This is a genomic window from Agrobacterium tumefaciens (genome assembly GCF_031801495.1).
Taxonomy (GTDB): Bacteria; Pseudomonadota; Alphaproteobacteria; order Rhizobiales; family Rhizobiaceae; genus Agrobacterium; species Agrobacterium tumefaciens_K.
The window spans coordinates 485,801-510,173 of record NZ_JAOEGC010000001.1; the positions used below are offsets into that span (position 1 = coordinate 485,801).

22 protein-coding genes and 1 pseudogene are annotated in these 24,373 nt (G+C 59.3%); 7 read left to right on the forward strand and 16 right to left on the reverse strand.

The window, feature by feature from the left end; genetic code table 11:
* Window positions 1-104 precede the first annotated feature (104 nt).
* The 6 genes and pseudogenes from N7578_RS02325 (at window position 105) to N7578_RS02350 (ending at window position 7,301) form a co-directional block, all read left to right on the forward strand.
* On the forward strand, window positions 105-1,031 hold the full coding sequence (locus N7578_RS02325; RefSeq protein ID WP_311110028.1) for a LysR family transcriptional regulator: 927 nt from the start codon (window positions 105-107) through the stop codon (window positions 1,029-1,031).
* A 271-nt stretch (window positions 1,032-1,302) separates the two neighbouring features.
* Window positions 1,303-1,544, forward strand: a pseudogene (locus N7578_RS02330) (gfo/Idh/MocA family oxidoreductase); the annotation flags it as partial.
* Between the two features lie 448 nt (window positions 1,545-1,992).
* Window positions 1,993-3,588, forward strand: a complete 1,596-nt coding sequence (locus N7578_RS02335; RefSeq protein WP_311110029.1) for a peptide ABC transporter substrate-binding protein — start codon at window positions 1,993-1,995, stop codon at window positions 3,586-3,588.
* A gap of 54 nt (window positions 3,589-3,642) precedes the next feature.
* Window positions 3,643-4,566 (forward strand): oligopeptide ABC transporter permease OppB, encoded by a 924-nt coding sequence (oppB, locus tag N7578_RS02340; protein ID WP_311108700.1) that lies wholly within the window; start codon window positions 3,643-3,645, stop codon window positions 4,564-4,566.
* Window positions 4,559-5,689, forward strand: coding sequence for an ABC transporter permease subunit (locus tag N7578_RS02345; RefSeq protein ID WP_311108701.1), 1,131 nt, complete (start codon window positions 4,559-4,561; stop codon window positions 5,687-5,689). The genes oppB and N7578_RS02345 overlap by 8 nt, the downstream gene beginning before the upstream one ends.
* A gap of 1 nt (window position 5,690) precedes the next feature.
* A complete protein-coding gene (locus N7578_RS02350) occupies window positions 5,691-7,301 on the forward strand; it encodes an ABC transporter ATP-binding protein (protein WP_311108702.1) in 1,611 nt (536 codons plus the stop codon).
* Between the two features lie 110 nt (window positions 7,302-7,411).
* Here N7578_RS02350 and N7578_RS02355 read toward each other — a convergent pair whose 3' ends face one another.
* Genes N7578_RS02355 through N7578_RS02380 form a run of 6 tightly spaced genes read right to left on the reverse strand, consistent with a single transcriptional unit; the run spans window position 7,412 to window position 13,012 of the window.
* Window positions 7,412-7,900 carry a hypothetical protein gene (locus tag N7578_RS02355; RefSeq protein WP_311108703.1) on the reverse strand — a complete coding sequence of 163 codons (489 nt, stop codon included), beginning with the start codon at window positions 7,898-7,900 and terminating at the stop codon, window positions 7,412-7,414.
* A 20-nt stretch (window positions 7,901-7,920) separates the two neighbouring features.
* On the reverse strand, window positions 7,921-8,853 hold the full coding sequence (locus tag N7578_RS02360) for a phosphatidate cytidylyltransferase (protein ID WP_311108704.1): 933 nt from the start codon (window positions 8,851-8,853) through the stop codon (window positions 7,921-7,923).
* On the reverse strand, window positions 8,846-9,502 hold the full coding sequence (locus N7578_RS02365; protein WP_311108705.1) for a lysophospholipid acyltransferase family protein: 657 nt from the start codon (window positions 9,500-9,502) through the stop codon (window positions 8,846-8,848). The genes N7578_RS02360 and N7578_RS02365 overlap by 8 nt, the downstream gene beginning before the upstream one ends.
* A complete protein-coding gene (locus tag N7578_RS02370; protein ID WP_311108706.1) occupies window positions 9,499-9,906 on the reverse strand; it encodes a hypothetical protein in 408 nt (135 codons plus the stop codon). The genes N7578_RS02365 and N7578_RS02370 overlap by 4 nt, the downstream gene beginning before the upstream one ends.
* A 26-nt stretch (window positions 9,907-9,932) precedes the next feature.
* Entirely contained in the window at window positions 9,933-11,255 is a 1,323-nt protein-coding gene (locus tag N7578_RS02375; RefSeq protein ID WP_311108707.1) for a serine/threonine protein phosphatase, read from the reverse strand.
* 20 nt (window positions 11,256-11,275) lie between these two features.
* A complete protein-coding gene (locus N7578_RS02380) occupies window positions 11,276-13,012 on the reverse strand; it encodes a bifunctional alpha/beta hydrolase/class I SAM-dependent methyltransferase (RefSeq protein ID WP_311108708.1) in 1,737 nt (578 codons plus the stop codon).
* A 118-nt stretch (window positions 13,013-13,130) separates the two neighbouring features.
* Between N7578_RS02380 and N7578_RS02385 the strand changes: the two genes are divergently transcribed.
* Window positions 13,131-13,730: a CDP-alcohol phosphatidyltransferase family protein gene (locus tag N7578_RS02385; RefSeq protein WP_311108709.1), complete on the forward strand. Its 600-nt coding sequence runs from the start codon at window positions 13,131-13,133 to the stop codon at window positions 13,728-13,730.
* A gap of 64 nt (window positions 13,731-13,794) precedes the next feature.
* Here N7578_RS02385 and N7578_RS02390 read toward each other — a convergent pair whose 3' ends face one another.
* From N7578_RS02390 to N7578_RS02435, 10 genes are all read right to left on the reverse strand, one after another.
* On the reverse strand, window positions 13,795-14,940 hold the full coding sequence (locus N7578_RS02390) for an acyl-CoA dehydrogenase family protein (RefSeq protein ID WP_311108710.1): 1,146 nt from the start codon (window positions 14,938-14,940) through the stop codon (window positions 13,795-13,797).
* Between the two features lie 145 nt (window positions 14,941-15,085).
* On the reverse strand, window positions 15,086-16,903 hold the full coding sequence (gene atzF, locus N7578_RS02395) for an allophanate hydrolase (RefSeq protein WP_311108711.1): 1,818 nt from the start codon (window positions 16,901-16,903) through the stop codon (window positions 15,086-15,088).
* Window positions 16,900-17,253, reverse strand: a complete 354-nt coding sequence (locus tag N7578_RS02400; RefSeq protein ID WP_311108712.1) for a cupin domain-containing protein — start codon at window positions 17,251-17,253, stop codon at window positions 16,900-16,902. Before N7578_RS02400 ends, atzF begins: the two co-directional genes overlap by 4 nt.
* A complete protein-coding gene (locus N7578_RS02405) occupies window positions 17,246-17,926 on the reverse strand; it encodes an isochorismatase family cysteine hydrolase (RefSeq protein ID WP_311108713.1) in 681 nt (226 codons plus the stop codon). The genes N7578_RS02400 and N7578_RS02405 overlap by 8 nt, the downstream gene beginning before the upstream one ends.
* A complete protein-coding gene (locus N7578_RS02410; RefSeq protein ID WP_311108714.1) occupies window positions 17,926-19,476 on the reverse strand; it encodes an ABC transporter ATP-binding protein in 1,551 nt (516 codons plus the stop codon). The genes N7578_RS02405 and N7578_RS02410 overlap by 1 nt, the downstream gene beginning before the upstream one ends.
* 1 nt (window position 19,477) lies before the next feature.
* Window positions 19,478-20,536, reverse strand: a complete 1,059-nt coding sequence (locus N7578_RS02415) for a ring-opening amidohydrolase (protein ID WP_311108715.1) — start codon at window positions 20,534-20,536, stop codon at window positions 19,478-19,480.
* Window positions 20,537-20,559: 23 nt separating this feature from the next.
* Window positions 20,560-21,261: an isochorismatase family cysteine hydrolase gene (locus tag N7578_RS02420; RefSeq protein ID WP_311108716.1), complete on the reverse strand. Its 702-nt coding sequence runs from the start codon at window positions 21,259-21,261 to the stop codon at window positions 20,560-20,562.
* Window positions 21,262-21,272: 11 nt separating this feature from the next.
* The gene (locus N7578_RS02425; protein WP_311108717.1) at window positions 21,273-22,289 is read right to left on the reverse strand and encodes a formamidase; all 1,017 of its coding nucleotides are present in this window, start codon (window positions 22,287-22,289) and stop codon (window positions 21,273-21,275) included.
* 12 nt (window positions 22,290-22,301) lie between these two features.
* Window positions 22,302-23,228 (reverse strand): ABC transporter permease, encoded by a 927-nt coding sequence (locus N7578_RS02430; RefSeq protein ID WP_311110030.1) that lies wholly within the window; start codon window positions 23,226-23,228, stop codon window positions 22,302-22,304.
* Entirely contained in the window at window positions 23,228-24,355 is a 1,128-nt protein-coding gene (locus tag N7578_RS02435) for an ABC transporter permease (RefSeq protein ID WP_311108718.1), read from the reverse strand. The genes N7578_RS02430 and N7578_RS02435 overlap by 1 nt, the downstream gene beginning before the upstream one ends.
* Between the last annotated feature and the right edge of the window lie 18 nt (window positions 24,356-24,373).

The following is a 24,373-nucleotide window of genomic DNA, read 5'->3' on the forward strand; positions in this document are numbered from 1 at the left end:
CGTCGGGTCGTGGAAACCCTGCGCCCACTTGTCGCAGGACTTACGGCGCTCACATCTATAAGACAAATCGAAATTTTGGAGATATCGATAAGGAAATCAAAACAATGAGTTTGCCTCCGATCCGTCATCTTGAGGCGTTCATGGCCGTGGCGCAGGCACGTTCGTTCAGGGTCGCGTCGGAACGGATGGGGTTATCGCAGCCTGCGCTCAGCCAGAATATCGCACTGCTGGAGAGTTCGCTTGGCGTCACATTGTTCACACGCAGTACGCGAAGCGTGAGTCTCACCAGCGATGGCGCGGGACTGCACGAGCGCCTCGCGCCACTGCTCCCGGCGCTGCGCGATGCCATCGAACTTACGCGTCGTCGGGCGGATTCGAGCAAAATGCTCCGGGTCGGCATTCTCGCCTCCGCTGCGGTCAAGTACCTGCCTGAGGCCCTGGTGAGATTTCGAGAGAAACATGCAGATGTGGCGGTTTCTGTTCGGGATGGAAGCGCAGATCAACTGTTCGAGATGGTTCATGAAGGCAAGCTGGATCTGGCTGTGGCGAGCTTCCTTCCGCATGACGACAAGGATGTTCACTTCAGGAAAATCATCGCAGATCCATTCAGGGCAGTCTTTCGCCGTGATCATCCGCTTGCGGGGAGGGCGGCCATTTCCTGGTCCGACCTTCTGGCCTACGATTTTATCGGAGCCAATGCAGGTAGCGGCACCCGATATGCCGTCGATGCAGCGATGAAAGCCCGCAGCATCACGGTGAAGGCGGTGATGGAGTTCGGCCACTATTCCGCCGTCGCGGGGATGGTGGAGGCGGAGATGGGGGTCAGTGCGCTTCCACGCATGAACTGCCCACCATCGGACGACCCGCTTCTATGTTCGGTTGAACTGGTCGAACCGCTCGTGTTTCGTGACCTGGGGATCCTTACAAACAGCCGTGACGGAGGAATCTCGCACTACGCAAAGCTCTTCCACGACGAGGTTGTCAATGCGGCAAGCCAGCTGACTGCTGATCTTGACGCAGATCGCATTTAAGGAAAACCGCTCCCAGCAGTCGGGGCGCAGCACGATCTCTGGCTGTAGGTCATCGCTGGCGAATTTCTGTCCGGCATCAAGCATCTGGTCCGTCGCGGCCCGACGATTTTCCTTGTACAATTTTTCGGAGAAAATGCGCCTCTTGCGTGACTGTGTGGGCATTCGACGACTTCACGAGGAGCGGTGTCGATGATGTGCCAACCGCCGTCTGCTTGGTTTTTGAAAGCGATGGCCATGTTCTCCACAAAAGCAAGTTTTTGATAGCCGTCGCATTCGTCCTGGAATAGTCGGTGGCGGTCGGGGTGCCTTTTCGGTGCACTACATCGTATCGCAGCCCGATTGGCTGATCGCTATGCTCTCGTGGCAGGCGCTCTTTCCTCCAACCCGGCGCGGGCCAGCGCATCGGCGGTGTCGCTTGGCATTTCGCCAGAGCGATCCCATGCGTCATTCGAGGAAATCGCGGCTGCCGAAGCTGCCCGTAAAGACGGGATCGAAGCGGTCGCCGCCATTACCGCCTTCCCAACGAGATCTATCAGGCGCCCGAGAGCTGGGGCAGGCACGCCTGCCCGAGGCTCACCTGATACAATCAGGTAAGAAAACATGGACATTCCGCCGCTTGGAAGCAGTCGACGATCGTTATGGAAAAACTGAAATATTCTTTTAAAGTCAGTAGATTAGTGCGTCGTGCCTGGTTGGCTCCGGCGATATCCTGCCGGAACATCACTTGTTCCCTCGAAATTGAACATAAGCAGTGGGATACCTTGACGTCGGGCGGGCACCAGCGGACACGTTTTGCAACACGTTTTGCAACACGTTTGGCGGCGCAAATGCAGCATGCCGGATGGCTTGAGTCGCGCCGGAAGCCTTGATTTCAGGATGAACTCACAAATTATTGTGGTTGCACTTTCGAGAAATATGTCCTTGTTTGCCCGTTCGCAATTATTACGGGAACACAAAAATGATGTCGATAAAAACAACAACGTGCGCCGCGATGCTGGTTGGCTCGCTTCTAATTGGCACCAGTTCGGCACTTGCAGAAACAGTTCTGCACCGTGGCAATTCCGGGGAGCCGCAAACGCTCGATCAGGCACAGACCTCGATCAACATCGAAGCCTTTATCCTGAAAGACCTTTATGAAGGTCTGACCATCTACGATGCTGCGGGCAAGATCGTCCCCGGTACAGCCGAAAGCTGGACGCTGTCTGAGGATGGCACTGTCTATACGTTCAAGCTGCGCGCTGATGCGAAGTGGTCGGATGGCACGCCGGTAACGGCTGGAGATTTCGTTTTCTCCTACCAGCGCGTCGAAGACCCCAAGACAGCGGCGAAATACGCCAATATTCTCTATCCGATCAAAAATGCCGAGAAGATCAACAAGGGCGAGCTGCCCGTTGACCAGCTGGGCGTGAAGGCGGTGGATGACAAAACGCTCGAGATCACACTCGAGCGCTCGACACCGTTCTTCCTTGAGCTCCTCGCTCACCAGACGGCTCTGCCGATCTCCAAGGCCAGCTACGACAAGAACGGCACGAACTTCGTGAAGCCGGGCGTCATGGTCTCGAACGGTGCCTACAAGCTCGAAGCTCATGTTCCCAATGACAGCCTGACCGTCGTCAAGAACACCAATTTCTGGGATGCAGCCAACACCAAGATCGACAAGGTTATCTTCTACCCGATCGATGACCAGGCCGCATCCGTCCGTCGTTTCGAAGCGAAGGAAATGGACCTCGCCTACAACTTCTCGGCTGACCAGATCGACCGTCTGCGCAAGTCCCATGGCGAACAGGTACACGTTTCCCCGACGCTCGCCACCTACTACTACACCTTCGACACACGCGAAGCGCCCTATAACGATGTCCGCGTCCGCCGTGCCCTCTCTATGGCCGTCGACCGCGATTTCCTCGCCAAGGAAATCTACAGCGGCTCGCAGGTTCCAGCCTATTCCATGGTTCCGCCCGGTATGGACAGCTACGGTGAGCCTGCGAAAGCCGATTTTGCGACGCTGTCGCAGCTCGACCGTGAAGACGAAGCCGTCAAGCTGATGAAAGAAGCCGGGTACGGTGAGGGCGGGAAGCCGCTTTCCGTCGAAATCCGCTACAACACCAATCCGAACCATGAGCGCGTTGCCACTGCCATTGCGGACATGTGGAAGAACACCTTTGGCGCCACCGTGTCGCTGGTGAACCTCGACGTCGCTTCGCACTACGGCTACCTGCAGGAAGGCGGCAAGTACAATGTCGCGCGTGCAGGCTGGGTTGCCGACTATGCGGATGCGGAAAACTTCCTTGCGCTTTCGGTATCCTCCAACAAGACCTTCAATTATTCGAAGTTCAACAATGCTGAATTTGATGCGCTGATGCAGAAGTCCTACGATGAGAAGGATCCTGCTGCCCGCTCCAAGTTGCTGCATGCGGCAGAAACCATCCTCATGAAGGAACAGCCGGTTGCCCCGCTTCTGACGCAGGCCGATCTCTGGCTGGTTTCCGACCGCGTGAAAGGCTGGGAAGACAATGCTGCCAATGAGCACCTTAGCCGCTTCCTGAGCGTTTCAGAATAAGCAGTGCTGGCACGGTGGCCTAAACCACCGTGCCATGCTGGAGCCTTAAAAATCATGATTTCATTTATCCTGCGCCGTTTGGCAAGCGCCGTGCCGACGCTGTTTATCGTCGTCACGATTTCTTTTTTCCTGATGCGTTTCGCACCGGGTGGTCCGTTCAACCTTGAACGCCCCCTGCCACCGCAGACTATGGAAAACCTGATGAGAACCTATCATCTGGACGAGCCATTGTGGCGCCAGTATCTCATCTATCTCGGCAACGCCGTCACCGGCGATTTCGGCCCGAGTTACATCTACAAGGACAACACCGTCGCCCAGCTGATCGGCAAGGGTCTGCCTTATTCGCTGGAACTCGGCTGCTATTCGCTGTTACTGGCGCTGGTGGGCGGCGTTCTTGCTGGCACCTTTGCAGCGCTCAGGCAGAACAGTGCCATAGATTTCTCGATCATGTCCATTTCGACGGTCGGCGTCACAGTGCCGAATTTCGTTGTCGCGCCCGTACTTACGCTTGTCTTTGCCGTCATGCTTGGGCTTCTGCCAGCTGGCAGCTGGGGCGACGGATCGCTGCGATATCTCGTTCTTCCGATGATAGCGCTCGCTTTGCCGCAGCTTGCGGTCATCGCGCGTCTGACACGCGGCGCAATGATCGAAGCTCTACGGATGGACCATATCCGCACCGCAAAGGCTTACGGCCTTCCAGCGCGTAGCGTGGTTGTGTTCCACGCCATGCGCGCGGCGATGCTCCCGGTGGTTTCCTATCTCGCTCCCTGTGCCGCAGCGCTACTGACGGGCTCGGCCGTCATCGAAACGATTTTCACCATTCCCGGTGTCGGCCGCTACTTCGTTCTTGGCGCCATCAACCGTGACTACACGCTGGTCATGGGAACCGTCGTTCTCGTCGCCATTTTCGTCATCGTGTTCAATCTCGTGGTCGATATTCTCTACGGCCTGCTCGATCCGAGGGTCAGACATGACTGATATCTCCGGCAATATAGCTCCTCAGCCAGTTGTGAAAAGCCGAAGCCTGTTCCAGCTTGCCGCCCTGCGTTTCAGGCGGAACAAGGCCGCCATGGCTGGCTCCGTCATGCTGGTTCTGATCACGCTTTTCTCGTTCATCGGCCCGCACTTCCTCTCGCACACCTATGATCAGGTGTTTTCGTCCTATGTTTCCGTCTCGCCGAGCCTTGAACCGCGCCCGGATGTGAACAATCTGCAGGGTGTCATGGAAGGGGTAGCCAGCCGTGCCCGCGTCGAACTCAAGGAATTCGCCGTCGAAGGGCAGACCTTCGCCGCAACCGTCACCTCCAGCAGCCAGATCGATCCGCGCACGACGCGCTATTTCGACCGTGCCAACGAATTCGAAAACACGAAGGTCGTTGCAACGGAGGATGATGGCCGAACGCTGAAGCTGGAGGGCGATGTCAATCGCGAATACTTCTTCTTCGGCACGGATTCCAACGGTCGCGATATGCTGGCCCGCGTGATGCTGGGCGGGCAAATCTCCATCGCCGTCGGCGTTCTCGCCAGCCTTGTTTCGCTTGGCATAGGTGTTCTCTACGGTGCAACGGCGGGTTACATCGGCGGGCGCGTCGATAATGTGATGATGCGCTTCGTCGAAATCCTCTATTCGCTGCCCTTCGTCTTTCTGGTGGTTGTTCTGGTGGTTTTCTTTGGACGCAGCTTCATCTTGATCTTCCTCGTCATCGGCGCGGTGGAGTGGCTGGATATGGCGCGTATCGTGCGTGGCCAGACACTCGCCCTGAAACGGCGGGAATTCGTTGGTGCCGCGCAGGCTCTGGGTTTGAGCGACTGGCAGATCATCCGCCGTCACATCATCCCCAATACCATTGGACCGGTGGTCGTGTTCGTTACGGTCGTTGTACCCAAGGTCATTCTTCTGGAAAGCTTTCTCTCCTTCCTCGGGCTTGGCGTTCAGGCGCCACTCACCAGTTGGGGTGCGTTGATCTCCGAAGGGGCCAACAATATCCAGTCCGCCCCCTGGCTGCTGGTCTTCCCGGCAATCTTCTTCGTGCTGACGCTGTTTTCCCTGAACTTCGTGGGCGACGGGTTGCGTGACGCACTCGATCCCAAGGATCGTTGACATGAATACGACATCTGAAACCATTCTCGCCGTCCGCGATCTCAAGGTTGAGTTCACCACGCCTGACGGTATCGTGAATGCCGTCAAGGGCATCGATCTTGATGTCAAGCAGGGTGAAACGCTTGCTGTCGTCGGCGAATCCGGCTCAGGTAAAAGCCAGACCATGATGGGCATCATGGGCCTGCTGGCATCCAACGGTGTTATCGAGGGATCGGCAAAATATCGTGGACGCGAGCTGATCGGCCTGCCGGTCAATGAACTTAACAACATTCGCGGCGCGAAAATCACCATGATTTTCCAGGAGCCGATGACATCCCTCGATCCGCTCTACAGGATCGGCGCACAGATCGCGGAACCTATCGTCCATCATCGGGGCGGCAGCAAGAAGGAGGCGCGTGCACGCGTTCTCGAACTTCTGAAGCTTGTCGGTATTCCTGACCCGGAACGCCGTATCGACAGCTACCCGCACGAGCTTTCCGGCGGTCAGCGCCAGCGAGTCATGATCGCCATGGCGTTGGCAAACGAGCCGGACATTCTGATCGCGGATGAGCCGACCACTGCGCTTGACGTGACGATCCAGGCGCAAATCCTCGATCTTCTGAAGTCGTTGCAGCAGCGCTTTGGTATGGCCGTGGTTCTGATCACGCACGATCTCGGCGTGGTTCGCCATTTCGCCAATCGAGTCGCGGTCATGCGGCGCGGGGAGATTGTTGAAACCGGTACTACGGAAGATATCTTCGATCGCCCACAGGCGGACTATACGAAGATGCTTCTCGATGCCGAACCTCGTGGGCATAAGGAGGCAGTTGGTGAAAACTCGCCTGTCGTCCTCTCCGGCCAGAACGTTACGGTCGACTATCAAATTCCGGGTGGCTTCTTGTCGAAGTCGAGCGAGTTTCGGGCTGTGGACGGCGTCAATGTCAGCCTACGCCAGGGGCAGACCATCGGCATCGTCGGTGAATCAGGATCGGGCAAATCGACGCTTGGCCGTGCGCTCCTGCGGCTTGCACCGGCAAAAGGTCGTATTTTCTTTGGCAAGACGGAAATCACCGGCCTTGATCGAAAGGCAATGCGGCCCTTGCGCCGGCAGTTGCAGCTCGTGTTCCAGGATCCCTACGGCTCGCTTTCACCAAGGCAGACGGTTGGTGAGATCATCACCGAAGGTCTTTTCGTGCATGAGCCACAGCTCAGCCGTGCCGAGCGGGACAAGCGGGCAATCGAGGCGCTGAAGGAAGTCGGTCTCGATCCCGGCGCGCGCAACCGTTACCCGCATGAATTTTCTGGCGGGCAGCGGCAGCGTATCGCTATCGCCCGCGCGATCATTCTCAAGCCGGATGTCGTCATTCTCGACGAACCGACATCCGCCCTCGACCGTTCGGTGCAGGGACAGGTGATCGATCTGCTGCGCGAACTGCAAAAGGCACATGGCCTTTCCTACGTCTTCATCAGCCATGACCTCTCCGTCATCAAGGCGATTTCGGACTACGTCATCGTAATGAAGGACGGCAAGATCGTGGAGGAAGGCGAAACCGACGCGATCTTCAACAGGCCGTCGGCTGAATATACGGAAACGCTTATCAAATCCGCGTTTTCCACGGAAGTGGCACCATAAGACAGCGCCCGGTTTTGCCGGGCGTTTTCCTGCTTACCCGCAGATCGATGAGCCCGTGTTAATTCGCGGCCACACAGGATTTGCGGGCAAATCTCGCGCTGCGTGACGCTTCAGGGGCGAATGTTTTCATGGTTTGCTATGATGGATCCGGGATCGCATTGCAGACGAAGCTGTTCATTATCCCTGGTCTCGTTGCTGAAAGCATCGAGGGATTTATAAACGCGGACCTCGGCTTCACGGATCTTTCCGTCAAGTTTCTTGTCTTCAGTCACGAAGAACGAGTAGACGTAATTCTTGTTCGTCAGACCTACGCCCATTGTGAGGTCGGTTGGATGGTCGACCACCGTGTCCTTGGTCGAGAAATAGTAGCCATCCGCTTCAAAATAGAGTTCTGCCGGCTTCGTTCCGACTACATAGGTATAATAATGGCTCTTGAGGCTCTTGTGGCTTTCAGGATCTGCGATTTCACAGAACTCCGCGCGAGCGCTCGACCGCGCTATGTCGCAAGCAAACAATGTCTGCCACGGCGGTAAGCAGTTGGCCTTGGCCGTAAAAGGAAAAAGGGCCAAAACAACAACAACGAGCAGTCGACGGTTCATAAGCGGTCCTTCTAACCTGACTATGTCCACGCATAACGAACGATATGGAAAAATACGGGCGCGGCAAAAACCAGGCTGTCGGCCCGGTCCAGCATGCCGCCATGGCCTTCGATCATGTGGCCCCAGTCCTTGACGCCGCGGTCCCGCTTGATGGCGGAGGCGACGAGGCCGCCGAAAAAGCCCATGACGCAGGAGAGAGCTGCCAACACTCCGGCTTCCAGCGGCGAGAAAGGTGTGAGCCAATAAAGCCCCGCGCCCATCAGCGACGCGCTGGCAATCCCGCCGATCAGGCCTTCCCAGGTCTTGGAAGGCGAGATGCTGGGAGCGACCTTGTGACGGCCAAAGAGCTTACCGAAGACATATTGCAGCACATCGCTGCCCTGCACCGTCGCTATCAGGAAGGCGATCAACAGCAAACCGCGCCCCTCGTTACCGGGGATCGGCAGGGTTACAAGCGCAGGTACATGGCTGATGCAGTATACGGAGAGCATGATGCCCCACTGCTGCTCGCTGACGCGCTCGAGAAACCGGGAGGTGTCGCCGCGCATTGCCGTCAGCGCGGGCATGGCTAAAAAGCAGTAGACCGGGATGAAAATCGAATAGAGCCCGTACCAATCGATCCAGATCAGATAATATTGCACCGGTATAACGATCAGGAACATGCCAAGCAATGTCCAGCGGTCCGCGTGGCGCGTATTTGTCAGCGTCGCATATTCCCTGAGGGCAGCAAAGGAAACGAAGGCGAAAAGCAGGATCACTCCGCCCGTACCGAACAGGAACGCGAAGCTGATGCCCGTCACCATGATCCACCACGCCTTGATGCGTGCGTTGAGATTGTCGAGCGTCGACGGTAACGGTTTAGGACTGCGCCAGGACAGCACGCCCGCCACGACGCTTGCTGTCACAAGCACGCTGACCAGACCGACGAAAAGGCGGGTGATGTCGTCATTCATCAGCTGGCTCTTCCTTTCTGGGTGCAAGCGCAAGAAGGGCCTGCCGAGCGCGGTTCAAGAAGTCCTTGCGGTCCTCCCCTTTGCTGAGTGCCACAGGCGCACCGAAAACGACGCGGCACAGCAGAGGTATGGGCAACAGGGCGCCCTTCGGCAAAACACGGGACATGTTCTCGATCCAGCAGGGGACCAGCTCGACATCCGGCCGGGCAACCGCGAGATTGTAGAGGCCGGAACGAAACCGCAGCAACGGCTCCTCCGTCATGTTGCGCGTGCCTTCCGGAAAGAAGATGAGCGATTGACCGGCGTCGAGCGCATCGAGCATGACCTGCATCGGATCAGCCGTCCGCTCCACCCAGTTGCGTTCGACAAGGACGGTGCGCAGTAGCCGCCGGGAGATGAACTGGCGCACGTGGCCAGCTCCCCAATAATCCGCGCCGGCAACGGCTGCCGTCCGGCTGCGCTCGACGGGAGTCAGGCAAGTCGAGACGAGAATGAAATCGCCATGGCTGGCGTGATTGGCAAAATAAATGCGCTGGCCGCCATTCGGAGCCGATCCTGCCCATATGGGACGCACCCCTGTCACCGCCCGCGCCAGAACGGCAAGTGCAGAACCGGATAAAGTCTGAAGCACGGAGGCCTTGCCCGTCATATCGAACCTCCGTTCATCGCATCCAGCAGAAGAATGCCGTAAAGCACTATGCCGACGGAAAGGGCTGACCATTGTACCAGAACAAGTCGACGGCACCCTGAAAAGCGTTGCGAAAGAGCCGCAGGGGCAGCAGGCTTCTCCCGAAGCCCCATGCGTGCCAACACGTCGTCAATCGCCATCAGGCCTGCCTCTTCGGTGTCGAAAGAAAGGCCGATGCGAAAGAGCAATGCATCGAACATGAGGTGAGCTGCGAGCGCGAGAGCCACAAGGCAGAAGGCGAGCAGCAGCCACCAACCCAGTGCCGAGGTGAAACCATGTGCCCCCGCCGTCAACGGGGCGATGGCGAGCAAAAGGAGAGCGATCAGACCACCGCCTATGCTGTTACAAAGTAATCTTTGTGCCATTCGCGCCGTTTCCGTTTTCCAGTCGCTCATCGCGCGGCCTCGTCAATTGCTGCATAGGCCGTAGATTTGAGGTGAACCGGACGACCAAGTGCCTGTAGCTGCTCGGCCGCCGCAGCAGCGTTTGGCGCACGACCGGAATACACCAGCCAACATGCTGCAACAGCCGCGCTTCGCTGGAAGCCCAGAGCGCAGCAGATAAGAAGTGGTCCGCGGACACGGCCATCGTCAATCGCGAGTGCCCCTTCACGAAGGCTCGCCGGAGAGAGCGTCAACAGGTCGAGTGATGGTATCGCTCGCCAGTCGACGCGCGGATCGCGAAGCGCCAGAAATTCCGCAGTCATGTCGACGACCCCGGCATAGGCTGACAACTCATTTCGCTTTGGAACTCGCCCGAGAAAGACGCCACCACCGATGTCGACTGCGGCTGGAAGATGGCGGGTCCACCACCAGCGGTTCAACTTCGCACCGAAACAGTATGGCAAGAGCAGCCAACGGCTTGCAAGGCTCGATGTACCGTCACTTTCCTTCTGAAAGACCTGCGGTCCCGCGCCAGCATAACCGACTGCCACCAGAGCAAGCGCCAAGCTCGGCCACAACCATAAAAGACCTGCGCCGGTATTGCGCACTGAAACCGCCGCGATCAGGAAGAAGGCTGCGGCACCGGCCATATAGATGAGTGCCAACCGCCACGCCCTTCGATCTTGCGTGAGGGAAAAGGCCGAAAGCGGCGATGCCTTATCTGCCGGAAACAGCCAGAGCGCAAACAGGCCGAGCAGCACTCCGGTCGGAATGTCTATGAAATGGTGCTGCCATGTGGTCAGCACTGAAAGCCCGATCAGAAGGCACCAGACATGCCAGCACCCGCGTAGCAAACCTTTCAGGCGGTTGCGCCAATGATCCCAGATGATCACCAGCAAGGCGATGTGCAACGATGGCGCCTGATTGAACGGTTTGTCGAAACCGCCGAGAACATCGAACATGAAGCCTGGCAGGCCATGGGTTTCCGGCCGGGCGAAAATCGCCTGCAAGGGAAATGCGATAAAGCAGAAGACCGCCACGATCTGTGCCGTCAGATAACGACGCGCCAGACGACCGACATTTTGTGGCGTGTCGTTGACGAAGAGAGACAGCGCATAAAAGGCGTTGATCGACCAATAGGGAATGATCGTCCAGGCCCAGAAAGGAATGTGCTTTTCCCAGGAGAAGGCAAGGTCCGGCACATCGGCCCGGAGCGAGGCCAGCCAGTTCGCCACGCCATAGGTAAGATAGAAGAACGGAGCAAGCAAAAGCAGCCAGAGCGCAGCGGTTCGCACGACAGCGCCGCGCGTACCAACCGGAACGGATGTCATTCCTTCCCTCATGCCTGCCCTCAGATACGCTCTGCCATCGAAACGGTGAAAATGCCCCATTTGTCGATGCGCTGTTCGATCTTGCGAAAGCCGGCAGCTGCGACCAGCTGATCCATTTCCTGCTGGGTGCGTCGACGCATGATCCAGGCCTCACCCCCACGGTGAGAGGTCAGCGCCCGTGCGATCATCTCGAGCTGAGGGTGCCATGGCTGACCGGTATAGAGCAGCAACGATCCCGGCTCCAACGCTTGTGACAGACCGCGAAGCGATGCCTCGATGGCGGCGTTGTCCGGGAACAACTCGTAAAGGCCGGAAACAACGGCAAGGGTGGGCTTGGGCTCGATCGAAGCCAGCCCCGCGGTATCGAAGGCATCGGCGCGATGGAACGTCGCGATATCTTTCAGGCCGCGCTCGGCAATGAGTGCAGTGCCTTTTTCGACATTGATCGGCGAGTAGTCCTGCAGCCGGATACTTTCCGGTTTCACATCGGATTTTGCCACGGCATCAAGGATATATCGCCCATGGCCAGCGGCAATATCGAGCACACGTAACGGTTTGCCTTCAGCCTTCAGATGCGTGAATGCCTTGCCTATCATCTCTTCCAGATGGACCTTGCGCTGCCGTATGCCGCGCCAGCCGATAGCATCCAGAAACTGCCGGTCGATTAGCCGGCCACCGGGACCGAAACCTCTGGCCTCGTCTTCATAGACATAATCGAGCGTCGAACCGGAATCGAAGCCTGTGCGCACGCCCGTTCTGATGCCATTGGAAAAAAGACCGCCGAACCGGATAGACGCGCGCGTGAGAGCCCAGTAGAGCCCGCGCGGCGAGGTGATCGGCAAGGGGGTCGCCAGCCGATCTGCCTCGTCGCGGCTGTGACCGGTTAGATGTGCCTGCCGAAGGTCGGCGACGACCGGCGCCTCCTCAAAGCGTGCCGTGATGAACGAACGTATCTTGTCCAGCGCCTTCACGCGGTCCCGTTCACCCAGCGTGTCGTGGTAGAAACCGGGCAACACATGACGCTCCTTGATCGTGCTGCCGAGGTTCTCGAAGAAGCGATGCTGTGGCGCGTGACGCACGACGAAATCGCTGCCGGAAATCAGCAACTGTGTCGGTACGGTGATCGCGCGGGCGTCGGTAACAACCCTGTCTGCGGCTTCGTAAAGCTCCAGAAGGATGTTGGATGCGATGGGCCGGGTGATCAGCGGATCACTTTCGAAGGATGCGATACGCTCCGGATCATGGGTCAGGAAACGCGCCTTTACGTAGGAGTTGACGAAGAACGTGCCTTTAAGCTTCTGCCAGAGGGCAATGCCTTCTTTGGCGAAAGGTACGTAGAGCTTGACGTCGAAAGCCGGGGACGCAAGCACCAGGGCGCGTATGTCCGGAGCGTAGTCATGCACCCAGGTGGAGGCGAGCACGGCGCCAACGCTCTGGGCCACGATGACCACCTGATCCATGGCGAAACCGCCGGTTTCGCGAATATGGCGGACGAAGCAATCGAGATCCCGCGCCGAATGCGCAAAAGAAGGCGAGTGGCCACGTTCGCCCGGAGAGCGGCCGTGACCGCGTGCGTCCCAGGCGTAGAAGGCAAAATCATCGAGACCGAGTTCTTCGACGATATGCGCTACCCTGCCACCATGCTCGTGGCCACGATGCAGAAGCACGATCGCACCTTTTGCCGTACCGGAACGGGCGGGCCAGGCGCGGTAGAACAGTTCTACTCCGTCATGACTCGCAAACGCGGATTCGATCATGCCTTCGTCACTCCCGTTGACTGTTATTTAGTCTATACAGACGCGCTCCCGGTTTTGCAGTTGATTTCCTCAACTTGCGTCTGCATGTGTGGATGCAATCAACCGGATTCGAGCTTTCATGTCGATCTACAAACTGAAATCGTCTTTTCAAGCCGTTCTTCGCCCGTTGGTCGGTAAGCTGGCGACAATGGGCGTGACCGCCAATCAGGTGACTTTGGCTGCTGCGCTCATCTCGGTGGCGATCGGCGTTGTGCTGGTTATCAGGCCGGTGCCGGAACTGTTTGCGCTGATACCGGTGTGGATGTTTCTCCGCATGGCCTTCAACGCCGTGGATGGAATGCTCGCGCGAGAGCATGGCCAGAAATCTGCGCTTGGCGGCTATCTGAACGAAATCACCGATGTCGTGTCAGACGCCGCACTTTATGTACCCTTCGCCCTGATCGCGCCGTTCTCACTGCCATGGATCGCCACCATCGTCTTCCTCGCGGTCCTTACGGAATTTGCCGGCGTCCTCGGTGTCGCCCATGGCAAGGGCCGGAACTATGAAGGGCCGATGGGCAAGAGCGACCGTGCCGCGCTCTTCGGAGCCCTGGGTTTGCTCGTAGCTATGTTCGAGACGCTACCGGATTGGACGTGGCACATCCAGCCGATGGCGTGTGTCCTGCTGATCTGGACGGTCGTCAACCGGGTGCGAGCGGGTCTGGACGATCCGGGCTGATCTGCGTCTGCAAATCGCCAACGATTCCTCAACCGTCACCTGCATCTGTCATCGCCGGGCGGCCTCACTTCCTGTTGACGATTGAACGGGCAATGATGACCCGCATGATCTCGTTGGTTCCTTCCAGAATCTGGTGAACCCTGAGATCGCGGACGATCTTTTCGATCCCGTATTCCGCAAGATAGCCGTAGCCGCCGTGAAGCTGCAGCGCCTGGTTCGCAACGTCGAAGCAGCTGTCGGTTACCACGCGCTTGGCCATCGCGCATAGCCGGGTTGTGTCGGGTGACGCCCCCTGATCGAGCGCGCGTGCTGCCTTTCGGAGGAAGGTTCGAGACACCTCCAGCGCCGTTGCCATGTCGGCGAGCCGGAACTGCAAGGCCTGGAAGCCGTCGAGGGTCTGGCCGAAAGCCCTGCGTTGCGCCATGTACGCGACGGTCCTGTCGAATGCCGCCTGTGCCCCGCCCAGCGACGCCGCCGCGATGTTCAGGCGTCCGCCATCCAGTCCGGCCATCGCGATCTTGAAGCCTTCACCCTCATTTGCAAGGAGGTCTTCCGCCGGTATACGAACATTGTCGAAAACGACGGCCCGGGTCGGCTGGGCGCTCCATCCCATCTTCTTTTCGTTGGCGCCGAAGGAAAGCCCTGCTGCTTCGCGAGGGACGATGAATGCGGATATCCCGCGCGGCCCGTTTTCGCCCGTACGTGCCATGACGATGTAAACGTTCGATGCCCCGGCCCCGGAAATGAATTGCTTCTGACCATTCAGAATGTAATGGTCGCCCTCTCGCCGGGCTCGCGTGGTGAGCGCGGATGCGTCGGACCCCGCACCCGGCTCCGTAAGGCAGTAGCTCGAAAGCTTTTCCATGCTTGTCATGGCGGGCAGCCACCGTGCGCGCTGGTCGGTGGTGCCGTAGTGATCGATCATGCCCGCACACATGTTGTGTATCGAAACATAGGAGGCAATCGATGGGCAACCGGTCGCGAGCGCCTCGATGATCAGCGTGCCGTCCAGCCTGGAAAGCCCGGAGCCACCGAACTCTTCCCGAACATAGATGCCGCCCAGTCCGAGCGTGGCCGCTTTCTGCAAGGTTGCGATGGGAAAGGTCTTTTCCTGATCCCACTCCTGCGCGAAAGGCGACAGTTCGGCAGCAGCGAAGCTTGTCGCCATCTCGTAGATGGCCGATTGCTCCTCGGTCAATTCAAAGTCCATGCGTTCCCTCCCTCAGCAACATCATACTCGTATGCTTCTTTGATCGGCATACTTTGCAAATCCAACTCTGGCTGTGCGGGAGTTCGCATGCAAGTTCTGTTTGAGTGGGTTGGTCCCGGTGAGCTCAGATGATGCCGGCGCTTACTCACCGTCTGGAGCAGTAAGCGCGCCATCCTCCGTAGTCGGTAATATCGATGCTACCGGCTTCAACCGCGATTTGCTCGCTCAGGAAGCCTTTGGCGGACGTGCCGTCCGCGAGCGCAATGGTGCCGATGCCCAGAGGTGCCGGGATGGCGGCAACGAACCGACCGAAGGCGGCCGGGGTCAGGCGCCAGATCTCAACCTCGATCCCCTTACCCTGCCCATGCCGGACCCTCACCATGCCGGGTTTGGGCGGGATCGTGCCGTCGAGGGCATGCAACCGGTAATCCGCGGAGGTTTGTGCGATGCGGGAAAACTGCGCTCCAAGTTCTATGAGTTGATGATTGAGCGGCATGCCGGAGAGATGCGCGCCTACCACGACCAGATCGATCAGTTCGTCCGGAACGGTGGATGGCTGCTGTTCCGTGGGTACAGGCAGTTTCCACCCGGTGGCGCCGAGCGTAACGCCGCTTGCGGCGTGAAGATCTCGGCCGAGCGTTGCCGTCAGCCCGTCCTTTCCGGCTGGGGCAAGCAGGGTTACGCTGGCGGGCAGTCCATCCTGTCGCGTGCCGGTCGGAACGGCGATGCCGCACAGATCCAGCAGATTGACGAAGTTGGTGTAGGTGCCGAGGCGCGAGTTCTCGCGGACCGGTTCGGCCGCCAGTTCGGAAACCGTATAGTGCCGTGGTGCCGTTGGCACACAGAAGAGATCGACGGAAGCGATGACCGGTGCGAGCTTCTTCTTCAATGCCTGCAGAGCATAGAAGCCGTTAAATGCATCGGCTGCCGAGAGCGCCTTCGCCCCGCCATAAATCTTGCGTGTTACCGGGTGAAACTTGTCTTCATGCGTGTCGAAGAAGTTCTTCACCGCTGCGTAGCGTTCGGCCACCCATGCGCCTTCATAGAGCAGATCCGCGACCGCGTAGAAATCCGCAAAGGGAATTTCGACCAGCCGATGGCCGAGTTTCTCCAGCGAGGTAAGCGCCTGTCCATACGCCGCTTCCATTGCGTCATCGCCGAAGAACCGGAGATCCGCCTGGGCGGGGACCCCGATGGTCAGTGCCGGTGGCACGGCGCCGAAACCTGTCGAGGGGATGGTTCTCGAATAGGCGTCCCGATCGTCAGGCCGGGCGGCAACTGAAAACACGGTCCAGGCGTCCTCCACCGTGAGTGCGAAAATGGAGACGCAGTCCAAAGTCCGGCAGGCAGGGATGACTCCGGTCGTGGACAATGCGCCGAGGCTGGGCTTCAGGCCGACGATATTGTTGAGCCCGGCCGGAATGCGGCCGGAACCCGCCGTGTCCGTACCAAGAGCGAAGGAAACGATGCCCTGCGCCGTGGCAACCGCCGAACCGGAGGACGAACCGCCCGGCACAAGTGCTGGATCGATGGCGTTTCTCGGAATAGGGTAGGGTGATCGGACGCCGACAAGGCCGGTCGCGAACTGGTCGAGATTGGTTTTGCCGATAACGAGCGCGCCAGCCTCCTTCAGCAGGCGGACAACCTCCGCATCCTTTTCCGGCACATAAGCGTAATCGGGGCAGGCGGCAGTGGTGGGCATGCCCGCGACATCGATATTGTCCTTCACTGCGAAAGGGATTCCATAGAGCGGTTTGGCCGGATCGAAAGCGCCGAGGCGCGTCGCTTCCGACAGGACGGCTGTCTTGTCGGCAAGGTGTATGAAGATGCCAGGGTCGTTCACCTCTGCAATGCGGGAAAAGACGGTATCGATAACCGCCTCGACGCTTCCACCTTGACGATAGAAGGCCTGCAGCGAAGCGATATCGAAGGCGGGTGTCGCGTTCGATGATGCGAAGGTCATGCCATTTCCTCTTCGAGAATTTTCACGGGTCGGTCCCACTGGATCAGCACCACGCAACCGGTGTCGCTCCAGACCGAATGTACTGTCCCGGGTGCGTTGACGATGTAGCTGCCGCGGCCATAGTCGCCAGCCTCGTCGGACTGCACGCCATCCAGTACCAGGATGGTTTCCAGCCCTTCATGCAGATGGCGCGGCACGGCAGCACCCGCCTCGTATTTCAGGAGCGCCACACCCGGATGATCGCCTTCGAAGGGGCGGATCCAGTGAATGGTGACGTCCTTGCGGAAGGGGCCGAATTCAAGCTCCTTCCAGCCACCCAGCGTCAGGAGTTCGCGGGTCGTTTCAGGCATGGGACAGTCCTTCCAGTATGTCATCGATATGGGCCGTCCAGCCGACGATTGCGCCCTGAGCGCGGATCATCGCGATGGCGGCGGCCTTGAATTCCGGGAAATAGCTTTCCGTGGCTTCTTCGCAGAGCAGGCATTCGTAACCGCGGTCGTTTGCTTCTCGCATGGTCGTCTGCACGCAGACCTCCGTTGTGACGCCAGCAAAGACCAGCTGCCTGATGCCGCGCTCCTTCAGCACGTCGCCAAGCTCGGTGGCGTAGAAAGCGCCCTTGCCGGGTTTTTCAATAACCACTTCTCCATCCACAGGTGCCAGCTCGGCGATGATTGCCGTACCCGGCTCTCCGGCAACAAGCACGCGACCCATGGGGCCGACATCACCGATGCGGAGCGTCGGATTGCCCCGGTCGCGTTTGGCGGGAGGCAGGTCGGAGAGGTCCGGCCGGTGGCATTCCATCGTGTGGATGACCGGCAGGTCCGCCTTGCGGAAGCCTTCGATCAGCCTTTTGACATCCGGCACGATTTTCGTGATGCGGGAGACGTCGTTGCCAAGACTTGCGCCGAAACCGCCGGGTTCGGCGAAATCGCGCTGCATGTCGATGACGATGAGCGCCAACGCCTCCGGTCTTGCCGGAAACGGGAAGGGTTCCGCGTTGATATCGATCGTTTCCGCAGCCATCAGTGATGACCTGCCATATGTGCACCGATCACGCCGACATCCGCCCCGCGCGCCGGAGTTTCGTAGATTAGCTTGCCTTCCGAGATCACCATGATGCGGTCTGACATCTCGAGCAGTTCGTCGAGATCTTCGGATAGCAGCAACACGGCAGTCCCGGAGTTGCGGGCTCGCATGATGCGTGCGCGGATTTCGGCGACGGCAGAAAAATCGAGGCCGAAGCACGGGTTGGAGACAATCAGCAGATCGACGTCGCCGGTCAGTTCACGGGCGAGCACGGCGCGCTGGACGTTGCCGCCGGACAGCGCCGCGATCGGCGAGGAAGAGGAGGCGGTCTTCACCTTGAAATCGGAAATCAGCGCCGTTGCCTGCTTCCTCATGCCTGCCCTGGAAAGCCAGATCGCATCACGCCCGTCCGGCTTCAGATCGAAGGTGCGAAAAGAAAGGTTCTCGCTCACCGTCATCTTTGGCGCGCAGGCATTCTGCAACGGTTCTTCGGGAATGAAGCGTACATTGTTCTTCCGCGTTTCGGCGCGTGTGGCGGCATAGGCGGCGCCGTTAACGGTAACACTCCCGGCATCCGTTTGACGCTGGCCCGCAAGGATTTCCGTCAGTTCTTTCTGGCCGTTGCCGGAAATGCCGGCGATGCCGACGATTTCGCCAGCGCGGACACTGAGATCATCGATCTCGATTGTCTTGAGGCCGGAGCGGTCCGGCGCCCTGACGCCCTGAATGTTCAGCACCGTATCGGCCGCTTCGCAGACTGGCGCGCGGCTGTCGAGTTCCGCAAGCTTCACGTCACCGATCATCATGGCGGCCATGGCGGCTGTCGAAAGCTCTCCAACCTTGCCGGTGCCGACAAGCTTGCCGCGGCGAAGAATGGACACGGCGTCGGCGAATTTGGTGATCTCGTGAAACTTGTGGGAGATCATCAGCACGGTCAGTTCACCGCGCTCGGTCATGCCGCGCACGAGCCCGAGCATCTCGTCCGCCTCGGCTGGTGTCAGCACCGATGTCGGCTCGTCGAGGACTAGGAAAGAGCGGCCGAGATAGAGCTGCTTGACGATTTCAAGTTTCTGTTTCTCGCCCGCCGCAAGCTCGCTTACCTGCCGGTCCAGCGGAATCCTGAAGGGCATGCGCTCCATGAACTGGGCGAGGTCCCGACGTTCCTTTGCCCAGTTGATCACGGTCGGCACTTCAGCGCGGCTGATGACAAGATTTTCCGCGCCGGTCAGGGACGGTACAAGGGTGAAATGCTGGTAGACCATGCCGAGGCCATAGGTTGCGGCATCCTTTGGCGAGGCGATGGCGACCTCGCGGCCATCGACAGAGAGCGAACCTGCGGTGGCGTGGTGGAAACCCATGATGCATTTGACGAGCGTCGATTTGCCCGCGCCGTTTTCGCCAAGCAACGCATGAAAGGAGCCGGCGGGCACGCTGATCGAGACATCGTCGAGCGCGGTGAAACCACCAAAGCGCATGGTCATGGCAAGCGTCTCTATGCCGACTGCCTTGCCAGCCTGTGGAAGAGGGGTATCGCGAACAATGCTCACTTCAGCTCTCCTTTTCAACGATGATGGCAACCGGGCCGCCGCCCGGCGGTCCCTGGTGCTCGGCTCCGCCCGAGACGTATAGATCGGTCATGCCAAAGACGCCGGCGAGGACGCCGCCGACAAAGGCACGCGCGTGGCGGGTACCCGCCACGTCGGAATCATCAAGCATGGTGTGACGACGGCCACCCACCTTTCCCGAAGGATCAGGCTCGGCCTTGGCAAGCACTGCAGACAGTCGCGCCCTTTGCGGCAGACGTGCGCGTGCAGCGTGGACGGCTGCCGCATCGATGGCACTTTCCATCACGGCGTGATCTATGGCGAGAGGCCCGTTCCAGGCCGTGCTCATGCCGAGCACGACGATTTCGTGGTCGGTCAGTTCCACCCCGGCTGATGTGGAGGCGCAGCGGGAGAACAGATCGTGGCGAGAACCGATAACGTCATCCGTGATTACAGCCTCGTTCACTTCGCCGAGCGCCACGGCAACGCCGAGTGCGGATGCGCCACGCGATAGTCCCATGGATTTCAGCGTGTCGCGGGTGGTAACGCTTTCTCCGGCATTCAGCGCCTCGCCAATGCGCGCCAGCGTCAGAAGCGGGCATTTGATCTGGACGAAATGCACGTCTTTCGGATCGTCTATTCCTGCATCGGCCATTGCCGCCCGGACGCCTTCGGCGACAAGTAGAACCTGTTCCCGCCTTCCGAGATGCTGGAAGGGTAGGTGAGGCGTTCTGGACACTCCGATGGCAAGCGCGGCTTCTTTTTCGGTGGTTGCGCAATGGCTCGTCGCCTCACGGGCGAAAACCGTCCAGTGCGGCGACAACGCGCCTTCCGTGCCGCCTGACATGACAAGGCAGACGTCTTTCACGCCGTGTTTGGAAAACAGCGCCTCGAAACTCGCCGTGGCATAACCGCGGGTGAAATCGTTGACGCAGCCATTCCCCTCGGTCTTGCCGAGGATGGCAACCACGTTCTGTGGATCAAGACCGGCGGCAAAGAGGGCTTCGACACCTGAGACATCGGCAGGGCCATCCGCCGGCACGCGGTGAACATGCGCTCGCATGGATGAAGCATTTCCCAAGGGCATCAGGGTAGTGCCTCGATCAGCATTTTCGAGTTCGAAACCGCGCCGAAGACGCCACCCTGCATTTTCACCATCTTGATGGCCGCCAGATGATTTCCGTAATCGGTCGCGCCGCAGCAATCCTCCAGAAGAAGGCATTCGTAGCCGCGGTCATTCGCCTCGCGCATGGTGGTGGAGACGCAGACGTCGGTGGTGATGCCTGTCAGGATGATGTTTTCGATGCGCTTCTGGTTGAGGATCAGTTCCAGATCCGTTGCGCAAAAAGAGCCTTTGCCAGGCTTGTCGATGATCGTTTCGCCTTCAATCGGATAAAGCTCGGGAATGATGTCCCAGCCCGGTTCGCCTCGGGTCAGGATGCGCCCGCACGGTCCCGGGTCGCCGATGCCGGCGCCGATACGCTGGGAGCGCCAGCGCTTGTTGGGAGGCAGGTCGGCGAGATCGGGACGATGGCCTTCACGGGTGTGGATGATGTGATAGCCCTTGGCCCGCATGGCAGCGAGGACGGCCTTGATCGGTTCGATGGGAGCCTGCACGAGTGAAAGGTCGTAGCCCATATGATCGACATAGCCGCCCGTCCCGCAGAAATCGGTCTGCATGTCGATGATTATAAGGGCGGTGTTATCGGGCCTCAGCTTGCCGTTATAGGGCCAGTGATAGGGATCGGCGTCGATGTAATGGGTCTTGGCCTCGGTCATAATGTCCATGGTTTCTTCTCCTATTCCGCAGCCGGCTTCAGGCTTTCGCCATAGCGTCGTGACGGCTTGTCGAAGCCGCAGGACGTACCGTCCGTCACCTTGATCTCGTCTTCCCACGGCAAGCGATACCTGCCGGCCGCCAGATCGTGCATGTAGCTGTAGGGCGCGTCACGGGCGCCGCCTTCGACGGCGACATAACCGCGATGGCCGAACTGGTAGATATTGTTTTCCACGCCCCAGCCGAGACGGGCCTCGCGCACGAGGTCGGGGCGGACCTCGGCGGTGATGATCTCGTTCGGCCTGCCGGAGGTGCCGTGCGCGATGATTGAGCCATCGAAATTGCAGATCATGCCTTCGCCCATGCTGTCGAACGTACCGTCCGAACCGGACATGCAGACATTGGCGGTTACCATCAGGTTGCAGAAGGCATTTGACTGGTTGGTGAAGCGCCATGCGTCGCGGATCGGGGCGGTGTAACCCGCCGTTCGGATCATGATTTCGGCACCCTTATAGGCGCATTCGCGGGCCATTTCGGGGAACATGCCGTCATGGCAGATGATCAGCGCAAGCTTCGCTCCCTTGGGGCCGTTGATTACCGGAATTCCGAGATCGCCTGGTTCCCATGGCTCCACCGGCACCCACGGGTGCATCTTGCGATAATAGAGTTTCAGTTCTCCCTGATCGTCGATGACGATGCCGGAGTTATATGGCATGCCGCCCGGGTTCAGTTCCATGATTGAGAAGCAGCCCCAGATCGCATTTTCCCTGCAGGCTTTGCGGAAAGCAGCGACTTCAGGCCCATCCAGTGTGCACATGATCTCCGGATTGATGTCCATCGAAAGCCCATGCAGGGCGTATTCCGGGAAAACGACAATATCCATGCCCGGCTGGTTGCGTCGCGCCTTGGCGACCAGATCGACGATCACCTGCGTCTGTTGTGCCAGATCCGCTTTGGTGACGGTTATCGGCAGTTGCAGTTGCACGAGGCCAATGCCGACTCCGTGTTCCGATTTGTTGAGGCCACCCAGACCGTTCATGGAAAACTCCTCTCATTTCGTCAGTGAAAGCTCGCCCGGGGCGCCAGCAAGGGCGCGGTTGGGCGAGGATGTGGCAATCAGGATGGCAAGCGTGAGCACGTAGGGTGCCGCATAGAAAAGATAGTAGCCCTGGGTGACGCCGACCGACTGCAGCGCCGGGCCGAGCGCTCCGGCACCTCCGAAAAGAAGTGCTGCAAGGAAGCAGTTGACCGGATTCCATCGGGCGAAAATCACGAGTGCTACGGCCATCAGGCCTTGGCCTGAGGAAATACCCTCGTTCCACGAGCCGGGATAATAGAGCGACAGATAAGCGCCGCCGACGGCTGCCATTGATCCCCCGAGCGCGGTTGCCAGCATTCGTACGCGGTCGGGGCTGATGCCCATTGCACGCGCCGCATCGGTGCTGTCGCCCACGACGCGCAGGATAAGACCCTGACGGGTATTACGGAACGCCCAGAACAGGAAGAGCGCCAGAGCAAGGCCGATGAAGAACAGGACGTTGATATTGAGCGCAGCCTGTATCTGGGGTACGGAAGACCAGCCGCCAAGCGGTATGGACGGAAGCTTGGGCGCGGAGGGCTGGATGAACGGCTTGCCAAGAAAGAAGGCGAAGCCGAGCCCGAACTGCATCATGGCAATGCCGATCGCTATGTCGTTAACCCGTGGGAACTTGCAGATGAAACCATGGATAAGGCCGAAGACGCAGCCGGCTGCCATTGCCGCCAGCACGCCGAGCCATGGAGAACCGGTCATGACGGCGACGGCATAGGCTGTCATCGCGCCGAAGACGAGGGTGCCTTCGAGCCCGAGATTGATGCGTCCCGAGCGCTCGGTGATCGCTTCACCGAGTGAAACGAAGATGAAGGGGGTGGAGACGCGGATTGCACCAGCGAGGATTGCCAGCGGTACGCCCCAGAAACCGATACCCGTCTCGTCCATCATTGGCTCCTTTTCCAGAGATCCGGGTTGAAGACCCTGAAGCGGCCGTAGAGGGTCTCGCAAAAGAGGATCACGAGGAAGAGCGTGCCCTGCAGGGCAAGAACCGTAGCGTCGGGTAGGCCCATACGTCGCTGGATAAGGCCGCCGGAGGCCTCGATCCCGCCGAGCAGGAAGGCGATGGGGATGATCGCCAGCGGATTGTGGCGGGCAAGGAATGCCACGAGGATGCCGGTATAGCCGTAGCCGGCGGCAAGTGCGCCATTGGCGCTACCCTGGACTGCGGCGATCTCGAGCATGCCCGCAAGGCCCGCAAACGTGCCGGCAATCGCGGTGAAACCAACGATCAGGCGACCTACCGGCAGTCCCTGTATCTGCGCTGCACGGACATTACCGCCAGCCATGCGCGCGGCGAAACCGTAGCTCGTCGTTTCAATCAGCACCCATGAGCCGATACAGGCGAAGATACCGATGGCGAGGCCCCAATGGACATCCATCCCCGGTATCGAACCGATCATGTAGTCGGCCGGCAACGGCAGCGTCGAGGGTTTGTTGAGGCTTGCCGGGTCACGAAGCAGGCCCTCGACGAGCTGGTTCATCAGGGCGATCGCGATATAGGCAAGCAGCAGGGAGGAAATCGTCTCGTTGACCCCACGATAATGGCGCAGGAATCCCACAAACCCGATCCACAGGCCGCCAACGATCATCGCGGCAAGCGCCATGAGAGCAAGGGCGGGGAAGGGGTGCAGGAGCCCGGTCAAAGGCGTGGCGACCGCCGCGGCCGCCACGCCTCCGAGGACGAGCGCGCCCTCGCCACCGATGATGACGAGGCCGAGCCTTGCCGGCAGTGCGACACAGAGCGCGGTCAGCAGGAGAGGTGCGGCACGGGAAAGACTGTTCTGGATCGAAAACCAGCTGCCGAAACCGCCGGCATACATGATCTGGAAGAGCGCGATCGGCGACTTGCCGATCGCGAGGATAAAGATGGAGAACAGTGCGAGGCCCGCCAGAATGGCGGCAAGTCCGATAACGACAGGCTCGGCGCGGCGTGCCAGCCATTCGAGAAGCGGACGGAAGCTCCGGCCGCGGGTTTCCAAACCTAGTGCGGGGCTGTTTGCCTCGACTGTCATGACGCGTCTCCCTTCAGC